At 73.3% G+C, this 12,603-nt stretch carries 15 protein-coding genes; 4 read left to right on the plus strand and 11 right to left on the minus strand.

Annotated elements, in window-relative coordinates; translation table 11 throughout:
* The first annotated feature begins 49 nt into the window (after positions 1-49).
* On the plus strand, positions 50-487 hold the full coding sequence (locus ACO1BR_RS03875; RefSeq protein ID WP_426793589.1) for a hypothetical protein: 438 nt from the start codon (positions 50-52) through the stop codon (positions 485-487).
* A gap of 99 nt (positions 488-586) precedes the next feature.
* Here ACO1BR_RS03875 and ACO1BR_RS03880 read toward each other — a convergent pair whose 3' ends face one another.
* Both ACO1BR_RS03880 and ACO1BR_RS03885 read right to left on the minus strand, forming a co-directional pair.
* Positions 587-1,027 carry a hypothetical protein gene (locus ACO1BR_RS03880; protein ID WP_426793590.1) on the minus strand — a complete coding sequence of 147 codons (441 nt, stop codon included), beginning with the start codon at positions 1,025-1,027 and terminating at the stop codon, positions 587-589.
* A gap of 381 nt (positions 1,028-1,408) precedes the next feature.
* Positions 1,409-1,834: a cupin domain-containing protein gene (locus ACO1BR_RS03885; protein ID WP_426793591.1), complete on the minus strand. Its 426-nt coding sequence runs from the start codon at positions 1,832-1,834 to the stop codon at positions 1,409-1,411.
* A gap of 51 nt (positions 1,835-1,885) precedes the next feature.
* Between ACO1BR_RS03885 and ACO1BR_RS03890 the strand changes: the two genes are divergently transcribed.
* Positions 1,886-2,890: a GlxA family transcriptional regulator gene (locus ACO1BR_RS03890; RefSeq protein ID WP_426793592.1), complete on the plus strand. Its 1,005-nt coding sequence runs from the start codon at positions 1,886-1,888 to the stop codon at positions 2,888-2,890.
* A gap of 31 nt (positions 2,891-2,921) precedes the next feature.
* Positions 2,922-4,046 carry a CapA family protein gene (locus tag ACO1BR_RS03895; RefSeq protein ID WP_426793593.1) on the plus strand — a complete coding sequence of 375 codons (1,125 nt, stop codon included), beginning with the start codon at positions 2,922-2,924 and terminating at the stop codon, positions 4,044-4,046.
* A gap of 33 nt (positions 4,047-4,079) precedes the next feature.
* Here ACO1BR_RS03895 and ACO1BR_RS03900 read toward each other — a convergent pair whose 3' ends face one another.
* The 3 genes from ACO1BR_RS03900 to ACO1BR_RS03910 form a co-directional block, all read right to left on the minus strand.
* Positions 4,080-4,967 (minus strand): HpcH/HpaI aldolase/citrate lyase family protein, encoded by an 888-nt coding sequence (locus tag ACO1BR_RS03900; protein WP_426793594.1) that lies wholly within the window; start codon positions 4,965-4,967, stop codon positions 4,080-4,082.
* Between the two features lie 5 nt (positions 4,968-4,972).
* The gene (locus tag ACO1BR_RS03905) at positions 4,973-6,037 is read right to left on the minus strand and encodes an HpcH/HpaI aldolase/citrate lyase family protein (RefSeq protein WP_426793595.1); all 1,065 of its coding nucleotides are present in this window, start codon (positions 6,035-6,037) and stop codon (positions 4,973-4,975) included.
* 166 nt (positions 6,038-6,203) lie between these two features.
* Positions 6,204-6,701 (minus strand): GNAT family N-acetyltransferase, encoded by a 498-nt coding sequence (locus tag ACO1BR_RS03910; protein WP_426793596.1) that lies wholly within the window; start codon positions 6,699-6,701, stop codon positions 6,204-6,206.
* Between the two features lie 121 nt (positions 6,702-6,822).
* Here ACO1BR_RS03910 and ACO1BR_RS03915 point away from each other — a divergent pair, with 121 nt between their 5' ends.
* Positions 6,823-7,143: a hypothetical protein gene (locus ACO1BR_RS03915; protein WP_426793597.1), complete on the plus strand. Its 321-nt coding sequence runs from the start codon at positions 6,823-6,825 to the stop codon at positions 7,141-7,143.
* 22 nt (positions 7,144-7,165) lie between these two features.
* Here the strand turns inward: ACO1BR_RS03915 and ACO1BR_RS03920 are convergent, their stop codons facing one another.
* The 6 genes from ACO1BR_RS03920 to ACO1BR_RS03945 all read right to left on the minus strand — a co-directional run bounded on the left by ACO1BR_RS03920 (position 7,166) and on the right by ACO1BR_RS03945 (position 12,212).
* Positions 7,166-7,855, minus strand: a complete 690-nt coding sequence (locus ACO1BR_RS03920; RefSeq protein WP_426793598.1) for a response regulator — start codon at positions 7,853-7,855, stop codon at positions 7,166-7,168.
* Positions 7,856-7,857: 2 nt separating this feature from the next.
* Positions 7,858-9,039: a sensor histidine kinase gene (locus tag ACO1BR_RS03925; RefSeq protein ID WP_426793599.1), complete on the minus strand. Its 1,182-nt coding sequence runs from the start codon at positions 9,037-9,039 to the stop codon at positions 7,858-7,860.
* Between the two features lie 59 nt (positions 9,040-9,098).
* Positions 9,099-9,293, minus strand: coding sequence for a ferredoxin (locus ACO1BR_RS03930; RefSeq protein WP_159502939.1), 195 nt, complete (start codon positions 9,291-9,293; stop codon positions 9,099-9,101).
* 67 nt (positions 9,294-9,360) lie between these two features.
* Positions 9,361-10,557 carry a cytochrome P450 gene (locus tag ACO1BR_RS03935; protein WP_426793600.1) on the minus strand — a complete coding sequence of 399 codons (1,197 nt, stop codon included), beginning with the start codon at positions 10,555-10,557 and terminating at the stop codon, positions 9,361-9,363.
* 436 nt (positions 10,558-10,993) lie between these two features.
* Positions 10,994-11,416: a nuclear transport factor 2 family protein gene (locus ACO1BR_RS03940; RefSeq protein ID WP_426793601.1), complete on the minus strand. Its 423-nt coding sequence runs from the start codon at positions 11,414-11,416 to the stop codon at positions 10,994-10,996.
* Positions 11,417-11,504: 88 nt separating this feature from the next.
* Positions 11,505-12,212 (minus strand): helix-turn-helix transcriptional regulator, encoded by a 708-nt coding sequence (locus tag ACO1BR_RS03945; RefSeq protein ID WP_426793602.1) that lies wholly within the window; start codon positions 12,210-12,212, stop codon positions 11,505-11,507.
* Positions 12,213-12,603: the final 391 nt, after the last annotated feature.

Genomic DNA, 12,603 nt, shown 5'->3' on the forward strand with positions numbered 1-12,603 from the left:
TCGGACAGGGTGAACGCGCGAGACCGGCCGCTGTGCAGGCTTGGCCGGCATGAGGTCGCCCGATAGCAAGACTGCGGGGTTTACCAACGGGTTTACCAACCGGGGGTTCACCAACGGGTTTACCAACCGCGAGGGGCAGGACCGCACAGTGAAGAAAACGGCACGCATCAACATTCTGCTCGCAGGGGTTCTCGGCCTCCTGCTGGTCGGCGGCGCGGCGGCTCCCGCCATGGCCTGGGGGGGCGGAGAGGACGAAGCCGAAGGCGACATCTTCACCAGCTTCCGCGCCGGATTCAGCTGCGAGGGCCGCCTCAGCAGGGTCTGCATCAACGGCCCCGTGTACAGCGGAAACGTCAGGAACGCGCAGAACATCAGCATCACCGGCAATCCCGGCAGCACCGCCAGCCCGGTGTCCAACAGCGGTTCCAACAACAGCGGTTCCAGCGTTACAGGCAACTCGGCGGGCAGCAGCAACAAATCGGGCTGACCGGTCAGCCGGGCCCCAGGGCCTGCCCGAACCGGCCCCGGAGCGATCCGGGGCCGGTTTTCCGTTGTCCGCGGGCCGGAGCCCGGTCGGGGAACGGCCTCAGCGAATGACCTTGAGGATCTTGGAGATGTCGTTGTGACTGGCCTTCTCGATGCCGTGGGACTCGTTGAGGCTGTTGGTGGAGCCGGCAGCGATCTTGGGGTTGCCGGCGTCCACCGGGTTCCCGCGGTTGTGGAAGTTGTTGCTGTTCTTGTTGTTGCCGCTGTGCACCGGTCCGTTGACGCACGGATGCGGCGATTTCACCCTGGGGGACTGGTAGTTGAAGTCGACCAGGCGGTTGTCGCACAGCACGCCGGACATCATTCCGGTCACCGAGGCGAGATCGGCGCCCGTCACCGCGGACAGCAGTGATCCGTTCGTACCCGTCAGGGCGGACAGCAGCGATCCGCTCGGAGGGGTCTGCGCATGCGCGACTCCGGTGCCGAACAGCACCAGGCCGCACACCCCGGCGACCGTTCCCGTCTGCACTAGTCTTTTCACGACGCTCCTTGCCTCGTCAGCCTGCAGTCCGCACGTATCGTGCTGCCGTTGTACGCCCCTGTCGTCGATAACCCGCAGGAAGTCAAACCCTCACGGGCCATAATCAGTCGGGTGGCCCAACAGCCCCGTACGGCGCGGCCCGGCCCGGAACACGCGGGGGACAACCCCACCCGAAGTCTGCGACGGACCTCACAGGCAGCGGCGTCGGCGCCAACAACCCCTGATCCATGACGACTTACACGGGGAGCCACACCCGGCGGGCGCCGCTGTCCGGACTCTGCGCGGTCGCGGTCGCGGCGCTGCCGATCGCCGCCGCACCGATCGCCCGCGAGCGGCCCGGCGGACCGGCCGGCCAGGGAGGCGCCCGGACCGGCCGTCCGCTCAGCGGCCCGCCGCCCCGAGCGCGTGCCCGGCGGTCGCGTCCACGTGGTCCGGGATCTCCTCGTGCCGGTCGCCGACCGTCATCGTGCCGGTGGGCTCGAAGACCAGGATCGAGGCGCCGGACGGGGAGTGCGGCTTGTGCTCGATGCCGCGGGGGACGGTGAAGACCGAGCCCTGGGGGAGGCGGACCGTCCGCTCCCCGGCCGCCTCGCGCAGCGAGATGAACAGCTCGCCGTCCACCACCAGGAAGAACTCGTCCGTGTCGGTGTGGGCGTGCCAGAGGTGCTCGCCCCGCACCTTGGCGACCCGTACGTCGTAGTCGTTGACCCGGGTGACGATCCGGGGGCTCCACAGGGCGTCGAAGGAGGCCAGCGCCGCGCTGAGGGCGAGCGGCTCGGTTGCCTGGTCACGCGCTTGATCACTCATGGCCCGATCCTGCCCCGGGCGCGCGGCCGCCGCGAGTGCTAGGAATCGCATATGCCGCAAGGATCCTCGCAACCGGCCGCCGGCCGCCCGCACCGCGTCGTCGTCATCGTCGACGAGAACTCCAACCCCTTCGAACTCGGCTGCGCCATCGAGGTGTTCGGCCTGCCCCGCCCCGAACTCGGCCGGGACCTCTACGACTTCCGGCTCTGCTCACCCGAGCCGAGGACCCTGATGCGCGACGGGTTCTTCACCCTCACCGGCGTCGCCGACCTGGCCGCGGCCGACGAAGCGGACACCCTGATCGTCCCGAACCGGCCGGACGTCGACGTGCCGCGCCGCCCCGCCCTGCTCGCCGCCGTCCGCCGGGCGCGGGACCGCGGCGCGCGCCTGGTCGGCTTCTGCAGCGGCGCCTTCACCCTCGCCGAGGCGGGGGTCCTGGACGGCCGCCGGGCCACCGCCCACTGGCGGTGGGCGGACACCTTCCGGGGCCGCTTCCCCGCCGTCCGGCTGGAGACCGACGTGCTGTTCGTGGACGACGGCGACATCCTCACCGCCGCGGGCAGCGCCGCGGCGCTCGACCTGGGGCTGTACGTGGTCCGCCGCGACCACGGCGCGGAGATCGCCAACGCGGTCAGCCGCCGGCTGGTCTTCGCCGGCCACCGGGACGGCGGCCAGCGCCAGTTCGTGGAGCGCCCCGTTCCGCGCGTTGCCGACGCCTCCCTGGCCCCCCTCCTGGCCTGGGCCCGGGAACACCTGGACGCCCCGCTCACCGTCTCCGGCCTGGCCGCCCGCGCCACCGTCAGCCCGGCCACCCTCCACCGCCGCTTCCGCACCCAGCTGGGCACCACCCCGCTGGCCTGGCTGACCGGCGAACGGCTCGCCCTCGCCTGCCGGTTGATCGAACGCGGCGAGCCCCGCCTCGACGTCGTCGCCCGGAAGTGCGGCCTGGGCACGGCCGCCAATCTGCGCGCCCTGATGCGCCGCGAGACCGGGCTGACACCGTCCGCGTACCGGCGCCGCTTCGGTCCGCCCACGGCGCCCCGGCCCGCCGCATGACAACCCCCGCCACCCGCCTTAACCTGGGAAAATGGCCGGTGATCTGGTCACAGTCAGTCTCTGCGGCGATGTGATGCTCGGCCGCGGTGTCGACCAGATCCTGCCGCATCCCGGCGATCCCGAGCTGCGCGAGCCGTATGTGGCGGACGCCCGTTCCTACATCGGGCTGGCCGAGGCGGCGAACGGCCCGATCCCCCGCCCGGTCGCCTTCCCCTGGCCGTGGGGCGACGCGCTGGCGGTCCTCGACGGGGCCGCGCCCGCCGCCCGCGTGATCAACCTGGAGACCAGCGTCACCCGAAGCGACACCTTCGCCCCCGGCCGGCAGATCCACTACCGCATGAACCCCGCCAACCTCCCGTGCCTGGCCGCCGCCCGCCCGGACGTCTGCGTGCTGGCCAACAACCACGTCCTGGACTTCGGCCGCGCCGGGCTGGCGGAGACCCTGGAGAGCCTGGCGGGCGCGGGCCTGCGCGCCGCGGGCGCGGGGGCGAACGCGGCGGCGGCGCGGCACCCGGCCGCCGTCCCCCTCGACGGCCGCCGCCGGCTGCTGGCCCTCTCCTTCGGGATGCCGTCCAGCGGCATCCCCCGCACCTGGGCCGCGACCGCGCGGCACGGCGGGGTGCACTTCGTCGCCCGCCCGACGCTCGCCGCCGCGACCGAGCTGGTGGCCCGGCTGGGCCCGGAGAAGCGCCCCGGCGACCTGGCGGTGGCCTCGGTCCACTGGGGCTCCAACTGGGGCTACGAGGTCTCCCCCGAGCAGATCGCCTTCGCCCACACGCTCGTCGACGGCGGTGTGGACGTCGTCCACGGCCACTCCGCGCACCACCCCCGCCCCCTGGAGGTCTACCGGGGAAAGCTCGTCCTGCACGGCTGCGGCGACTTCATCGACGACTACGAGGGCATCACCGGCTTCGAGCGCTACCGCGACGACCTGCGCCCGCTCTACCTCGCCTCCCTGGAGCCCGACACCGGCCGCCTCCACGCACTGCGGATCGTCCTCTTCCAGGCGCACCGGATGCGTCTGCGGTACGCCGGGCCGGACGACTGCCGGTGGCTGGCGGCCCTCCTCGACCGGATCGGCAGCGGCTTTCGCCCCTGCGCCGTCTCGGTCGCGGAGGCCACCCTGACCCTCCGCCCGGAACCGGACGCGGTGTGACGGCCCTGGCCACCGGCTCCCGGCAGTACGGCGCTACCGCCCGGCCACCGCCTCGGCCAGCGCCAGCACCCGCCGGGCGTCCTCCACATGCAGGTTCTCGATCATCCGCCCGTCGACGGTGACCACGCCCCGCCCCTCCCGCTCGGCGAGCTCGAACGCCTCGATGATCTTGCGCGCGCGGGCGATGTCCTCCTCGGCCGGTGCGAACACCCGGTTGCACGGTTCGAGTTGGGACGGATGGATCAGCGTCTTCCCGTCGAAGCCGAACTGCCGGCCCTGGACGCACTCCGCCTCGAACCCCACGAGGTCCCGCACGTCGTTGTAGACCCCGTCCAGGATCGCCTTCCCCGACTCGCGGGCCGCCAGCAGCGCCAGCGACAGCCCGGTCAGCAGCGGAGCCCGGCCGGGCACGTGTTCCGCGTGCAGCTCCTTCGCCAGGTCGTTGGTGCCCATCACCAGCACCGTGAGGCGCTCGCTCGCCCCGGCCACCGCACGGGCGTCCAGCATCGCCCGCGGCGTCTCCACCATCGCCCAGATCGCCGTGCGGTCCGGCGCCCCGGCCGCCTCCAGCGCCCGCTCGACCTCCCGTACGGTCTGCGCGGACTCCACCTTCGGCACCACCACCGCGTCCGGACCGGCCTCGGCCGCCGCCCGCAGGTCGTCGGCGTGCCACGCCGTTCCGGGCCCGTTGACCCGGATCGTCACCTCCCGGTGCCCGTACGCGCCCGAGGCGGCGGCCGCCGCCACCCGCTGCCGGGCCTCGGCCTTGGCGTCCGGGGCGACCGCGTCCTCCAGGTCGAGGATCAGCGCGTCGGCCGGCAGCGACCTGGCCTTCTCCAGCGCCCGTTCGTTGGCCCCCGGCATGTACAGCACCGACCGCCGGGCCCGCACGGCACCGTGCGCCTCCGTGCTCCGCACCACGTCCGTCACTGCTCCTCCCCTGCTGCGGCATACGCCGCCCGCAGCTCCGGGTCCCGCGCCGCGAGCGTCTGCGCCAGCTCCGCCACCACCTGGCACTGCTTGAACGTGGCGTCGTCCTGCATCTTGCCGTCGATCATCACCGCGCCGGTGCCGTCGCCCATGGCCGCGATGACCCGGCGCGCCCAGGCGACGTCGTCCGGGGCCGGCGAGAACACCTTCTTCGCGATCCCGATCTGCACCGGATGCAGGCTCCACGCCCCGACGCACCCGAGCAGGAACGCGTTGCGGAACTGGTCCTCGCAGCCGACGGTGTCCTTGATGTCGCCGAACGGCCCGTAATACGGCAGGATCCCGTGCGCCGCGCAGGCATCCACCATCCGCGCGATCGTGTAGTGCCAGAGGTCCTGCTGGAACGCGGCGCGCGGGGCGTCCGGGCGCTCCCGGTCCGGGTCCTGGCGCACCAGATATCCCGGATGCCCGCCGCCGACCCGGGTGGTCTTCATCCGCCGGCTGGCCGCGAGATCGGCCGGCCCCAGCGACATCCCCTGCATCCGGGGGCTGGCCCCGGCGATCTCCTCGACGTTGGCGACACCGGCGGGCGTCTCCAAAATGGCGTGCACCAGGATCGGCCGCCGGATCCCGGCCCGCGCCTCCAGCTGGGCGACCAGCCGGTCCACGTAGTGGATGTCCGCGGCGCTCTCCACCTTCGGCACCATGATCACGTCGAGCCGGTCGCCGATCTCGGTGACCAGCGTCAGCAGATCGTCCAACGCCCACGGCGAGTCAAGGCTGTTGATCCGCGTCCACAGCTGCGTCTCGCCGAAGTCGACGCTCCGGGCGACCTCCACCAGCCCCGCCCGCGCCGCCTCCTTGCGGTCCGCGGCGACCGCGTCCTCCAGATTGCCGAGCAGCACATCGACCGTCGGCGCGATGGCCGGCACCTTGGCCGCCATCTTCGGGTTCCCCGGATCAAAGAAATGGATCATCCGCGACGGACGGAACGGTACCTCCCGCACCGGCTCCGGTGCCCCGACCGCCAACGGGCGAAAGAAGTCCTTCGGAGAGCGCATCCACATCTCCCAACTCGGATCGGCATCCCGGCCGCCCCCACCCGCCATCCGACGGCGACCGCCGGGCTCACTCTAGGTCCGCGACCGCCCGACATTACCGGGCAGTACGTGTGCCCTTGATCACGCAGCGCGAGAGCCCCGCGGGCGCCGCGGTGCCCGGACCCGGTCACACCGCCCGCTGGAACAGCGCACCCGACCGCCGGTGCGGCAGGTCCACGACGCGCACCGGTACGAAGCCCACCGAGCGGTAGTAGCGGTGCAGCCCGGGGTTGTCCTTCCAGGCGTCCAGCCGCAGATACGCCTTCCCGGCCGCCGCCGCCCGGCCGGCGGCCCAGTCCAGCAGCACGGCCCCGATCCCCTCCCCCGCGGCCTGCCGGCCGACCGCCATCCGGTGCACGTACAGCGCCGAGTCCGGTCGGTCGGCGGCACCCCAGAACTCGGGGTCGGCGAAGCCGTCGAGCTGGAACATCCCGACGGGGCGCTGGTGCCGCAGCGCGAGGAACAGCTCGCCGCGCCGCAGCGCCGCGGTGATCAGGTCGCGGCGCGGTGGGTACTGCCACTGGTCGATTCCCCGTGCGGCAAGCCAGGTTGAGGCTTCGGTGAACAGGGTCTCCACCGTCGCGCGCTCGTCGGGCCGTGCGGCCCTGATCTCCGGATCGCTCATCTCTCCCCGTTCCGGCCCCGATTGCGGGTGCCCTCCATCCATCGGCCCACCGGCCCGTTTCCTTCCCCGGACTCGGCCGTTGGCCCCAGTGGTAAATGTTCGCTCTCCTCACGAAGGGACCATGATGCGTCTGTTCCGCCCGATCACCCTCGGTATCACCGGTTTCGCACTGGCTGTGACCCTCCCCGCAAGCGCGGCGCTCGCCGACAGCGGAACGTTCGGCTGGGTGGGGCCCGGCGGCAAGCAGTACTTCGTCCGGAACCTGCCGGGCAAGCGGTGTCTCGACATGCGCCAGGAGGCCCGCGGCGCCCGCAACGGGATGAAGCAGCCCCTCCGCATCTACGCCCGCAAGGGCTGCAAGGGACCGGCGACCCGTCTCGCCCCGGGCGCCTCGGCCCCCTCCGGCACACGCTTCGCCAGCGTCGTCTTCAACCCCAGCTAGGGCCCGACCCGTTGGACAGGCCCTAGGGGCGCTCCCGCGGGTCCGGGTCGTCCGGGTGGGCCAGCCCGGTCCGGTAGGCGAGGACCACGAGTTGTGCCCGGTCGCGGGCGCCGAGCTTGGCCATCGCGCGGTTGACATGCGTCTTGGCGGTGAGCGGCGTGACGAAGAGCAGCTCGGCGATCTCGTCGTTGGACAGGCCCGCGGCGACCAGGGTGACGACCTCTTCCTCCCGCGGCGTGAGCGTGGCGAGCCCCGGCGGCGCGGTACGGCTGCGCGGGGCCGGTTGGGCCAGGAAGCGGGCGATCAGGGCCTTGGTGGCGTGCGGTGACAGCAGGGCGTCGCCGGCCGCGACGAGCCGGATGGCGTCCAGGAGTTCACCGGGGTTGATGCCCTTGCCGAGGAAGCCGCTGGCACCGGCGCGGAGCGCCTCGGCGACGTACTCCTCGTTCTCGAAGGTGGTCAGGACCAGGACCTTCACGCCCGCGAGGTCCTCGTCGGCGGTGATCAGCCCGGTCGCGGTGATCCCGTCGACGTCGGGCATCCGGATGTCCATCAGCACGAGGTCGGCGCGCCGGCTGCGGGCGAGCGCGACGGCCTCGCGCCCGGTGGCCGCCTCGGCGACGACCTCCATGCCGGGGGTGGAGTCGATGAGCATCCGGAAGGTGCCGCGCAGCAGCGCCTGGTCGTCGGCGAGCAGGACGCGGATGGTCATGGTCAGCCCTTTCGGCCGGTGTGCAGCGGCAGTTCGGCGTGGAGACGGAAGCCCCCATCGGGGCGCGGCCCCGCGGTGAGGGTGCCGCCGGCGGCCTTGGCGCGCTCGTACATGCCGATCATCCCGTGCCCGGTCCCGGCGCCGGGACCGGGCCGCGTACCGGTCCCGGCCCGGCCGTCGTCCTCGACGGTGAGGCGCAGGACGTCGGTGCGGAAGTCCAGGCGGACCCGCGCCGCCACGGGGCCGGCGTGCTTGCGGGTGTTGGTGAGTGCTTCCTGGATGATCCGGTAGGCCGCCAGGCCGGTGATCGACGCCGGCTCGGCGGGGTGGCCGGTGCGCTCCAGGGTGACGTCGAGCCCGCTGTGCCGGAACGAGGCCAGCAGCGCGTCGAGGCCGGCGAGGCCGGGTGCGGGCTCACGGGGCGCGTCCGGGGACTCGCCGTGCCGCAGCAGCCCCACGGTGGTGCGCAGTTCGTCCAGCGCCGTCCGGCTGGTGTCCCGGATGCGTTCCAGCGCCTGGTAGGCGTGGTCGGGGTCGGACCGCATCAGGTGGTGGGCCACGCCCGCCTGGGCGTTGACCAGGGTGATGTGGTGGGCGACGACGTCGTGCAGCTCCCGGGCGATGCGCAGCCGCTCCTCGGTGACCCGGCGGCGCGCCTCCGCCTCCCGCGTGTGCTCGGCGCGCTCGGCGCGTTCCACGGCGGCGGCGAGCAGCCGGCGGCTGCTGCGCACGGCGTCGCCGCTGGCCGCCGCCAGGCCCATGGTGGCGAGCACCGCCAGGTGCGGCCAGAGGTTGTCCAGGCTCGGCTGCCGGATCACCGATACGGCGAGCAGGACCGCGGTGGCGCCCCCGCCGACGCGCCACGCCGTCCGCCGCTCGGTGCGCACCGCCACCGTGTAGAGCGCGACCGCGGCGGCGGCGGGCGACGGCCCGGGGAAGGAGACCAGGGCGAGCTGGGCGATGTTGGCGGCCAGGGTCGCCGCGACCACCTGCAACGGCCACCGGCTGCGGGCCAGCAGCGGCAGGCAGGCCAGCGCCAGGCCGCCGAGGTACCAGGCGGCCGGCGTCCGGTGGTAGTACGCGGTGATCACCGCCACCGGACTCGACAGCACGAAGCAGAGCCCCGCGACCACCGGATCCGTCGTCCAGGGACGGGCCCCCGGCCGCCCGGTCCGGTCGCTCAACTGCACTCCCTCACCGTACGCATCCCGTTCCGGACCTGCGGCGAAGCCGTTGCGGCCGGCTACCTCTCCACCGTGATGGCGAGCGCCGGGCAGCTGGCGGCGGCCTCCTCGACCTCGACCAGCCGCGCGTCGGACGGGGCGGGGTCGAGCAGGACGACGATGCCGTCCTCGTCGCGCTGGTCGAAGACGTCCTCGGCCGCCAGCACGCACTGCCCGGCGCCGACGCACCTGTCCTCGTCGATCGTGACCTTCACAGGGATCCTCCGTACGGGATGGTGGGGTGCTGCGGAGTCGTGGCGCGCCGCCGCGCCGCGCTTGCGCTCACCAGGTCACCGGCAGCTCGTGGACGCCGTAGACGAGCATGTCGTCGCGCATCGGCACCTCCTCCACCGGCACCGCCAGCCGCAGGTCCGGGAACCGTGCGAACAGCGCGGACAGCGCGGCCTTCATCTCGACCCGCGCCAGCTGCTGTCCCAGGCACTGGTGGATGCCGTAGCCGAAGGCGAGATGTGAGCGGCCTGTCCGGCTGACGTCCAACTGGTCGGGATCGTCCGGGAACTGGTCCGTGTCGCGGTTGCCGGACGACAGCACGGCGACCACCATGCTGCCCGCCGCGATCCGGTGGCCGTCCAGCTCCACGTCCTCCCGGGCGGTGCGGCGCACCCCGTACTGGACGACGCTGAGGTAGCGCAGCAGCTCCTCGACGGCGCCGTCCATCAGCGACGGGTCGGCGCGCAGGGCGGCCAGCTGCCCGGGGTTGCGCAGCAGGCACATGGTGCCCAGCGCGATCATGTTGGCGGTCGTCTCGTGTCCGGCGAGCAGCAACAGCCCGCCGACGCCGGCCAGTTCCTCGTCCGTCAGCTCGCCCGACTGCACCAGCTCGCTGAGGATGTCGTCACAGGGCTCGGCCCGCTTGTCGGCCGCCAGCCGGTGGAAGTACGCGTTCATCGCCGCGTGGGCCTGCTGTACCTCCTCGGGGGTCGCGTCGAGCCGGATCAGCGTGGCCGAGTTCCGCTGGAACTCCTCCCGGTCGGCGTACGGCACCCCGAGCAGCTCGCAGATCACCAGGGAGGGGATCGGCAGCGCGAAGTCCTGGACCAGGTCGACCGGGCCCCCGGCGGCGGCCATCGCGTCCAGGTGCTCGGTCACGATCCGCTCCACGGCGGGGGCCAGCTGCCGCATCCGGCGCACCGTGAACTGCCCGGTGAGCAGCCGGCGGAACCGGGTGTGCTCCGGCGCGTCCATCAGGATGAACATCCCGGGCGGGGGCGGCGGCGCCGGCGTGCCCGCCGCGGGGTCGCCGGTCCGCAGCTGCCGCCGGCGGGAGCTGAACCGCGGGTCGGACAGCACCGCCCGTACGTCCGCGTACCGGCTGACCAGCCAGCCGGTCGCGCCATCGGGCAGGGTCACCTCGGCGACCGGGGCCTCGTCCCGCAGCGTGCGGTACTCCGCGGGCGGGTCGAACGGGCAGGTCCGTGCCACCGGTTGCCTCCCGGTGACGTGTGACGTCTGGCTCACGCAGCGGTCCTTTCGCGACGAACGACGGAAGTCACCGAAGTTCTCGGTGCCCGGGGCCTTTCGGCGGACGCCGTCCGCTCCGGCTCCCGGCCCTGTCCACCGTGCCGCCCGCCCCCGCCGCTGTCGTCGCCCACCCGCAGACACCTCGCCTGCCGCGGGTGCGGTACACGGCCGACGCCCGTACCGCACCCGCAGCACCCGCCGCAGGCCGCCGGGCCCCGGGTGCGCCCCCTCGGATCCAGGCGCACCTCGATGCCGACAGGCGTACCTCAATGCCGAGCCGACAGGCGTACCTCGATGCCGAGAAGAACAACGGTCTCCTGGGGGCCGACAACCCGCCCGGCCCGCAAGGGTGTTCACCTGCAGGCGACCCATCGGGCCGGACCGGCAGGTGAGTTGCCGTCCACCACGGCCCTGGCCAACCCGTGCGGGGGTGTCACGGCGCGAAGCGACGCGCGCCCGTGATCGACCACACCTCGGCGATCCGGCCGCCGTCGATCGCGAACATGTCGATCCCGCTCTTGGTGACCACGGCCCCCTCGGCGTCCGGCACATCGACGGTCCACCGGGCGACGGCGCATCCGGTCCCGGTGTCCACGACGGGAGCGCCGTCGACGGCGTAGCGCAGGCCGGGAGCGGGGAAGCGGTCACGGAACGCGCCGATGTAGGCGGCGATGTCGTCCGGGCCGCGGAAGGCATCGGCGTCGGCGGTGGCGGCGCCTCCGAAGCGGATGCGGAATGCGGGGGCGAGAATCCGCGAGGCGAGCGCGAGTTCGCCGTTCCAGATGGCCGTCCACTGGTCGAACAGGGTGACGGCGTGGTCGCGGGTCAGGTCGGTGGCCGGGGTGTGCGTGGTCATTCGGATGCCTCTCCACTGGGGCCGGTCGGCCCTCCGCTTGGTGTGGGCACCACTCTCCGGCGCTCCGGCGACACCGTCCTGTCGGTGATTAACCGGACTTCACGACCTCGCTCAGCCCGGTCTTCTCGTGGCCGAAGGTGTCCAGTTCCGCGAGGTCGACCAGCCGCGGCGGCGCGGTTTCGTCGAGCCGGTTCGCCTCCTGGATCCGGTCGAGCCGGAAACCGCGGACGGCGTCCCGCAGCCTGCACCAGGCGATCAGGTACCACCGCTCACCACCGAGGAACCCCAACGGCTCGACCAGCCGGTCGGTCGTCGCGCCCCGCGCGTCCGCGTAGACCAGCCGCAGCACGCGACGGTCGGACACGGCGTCCCGCAGTACGCGCGACACCTCGGGCGGCGGCGCCGGCGACACCAGGAGCTGCACCCGCGCGGCGAACTCGTCGGCCGCCGCCCGCTCCCGTTCCGGCATCACGGCCCGCACCTTGCGCAGGGCGTCGCGGGCGTCCGTGGCGAAGGGGGTTTTGCCGAGGGCGTGCAGTCCGACGGCCAGTGCGGTGGCCTGTGCCGGGGTGATGTTCAGCGGCGGCAGGGTGCGTTCCTTGTCCAGGACGTAGCCCCCGGTGCGTCCCTGCTCCGCGTAGACCGGCACACCGGACTGCTGGAGCGCCTGGAGGTCACGCTCGATGGTGCGCACGCTGACCTCGAAGCGCCCGGCGAGCCACCGGGCACTGCGCGGCCGGGGCGAGGCGGCCCGCAACTCCTCGACCAGCGCGTACAACCTGTCCGTACGGTTCACGCGGACGACCTTAGCCGCGGCCGTGCCGGGCACGGCGAGCGGATCCGTCGACGGACGACCCGCGCGGGCACGGGGCCGTCCGCCAACTCCTCGTCGTCGACCCGGACTTCGGGCGCCGCCCGACCGCACCCCGGCTGCTCGCCGGCTCCCCGGAAACCGGCCAGGCCGAGCCGGCCCCGCTCGCCGGCCCCGCCGTACTCGCCACCGCCGTGGCACCGGACGACCTCCACCTGCGCCGCCTCCTCGACACGGCATACGCCGCCGTGCGCGGCTCCACGGCGCGGCCGTGCCCCGCCGGCCGGCGGGGCACGGCCGCGCCGTGGAGCCGCGCACGGCGGCGTATGCCGTGTCGAGGAGGCGGCGCAGGTGGAGGTCGTCCGGTGCCACGGCG

The sequence above is a fragment of the Streptomyces sp. YGL11-2 genome (assembly GCF_050054615.1).
Lineage (GTDB): Bacteria > Actinomycetota > Actinomycetes > Streptomycetales > Streptomycetaceae > Streptomyces.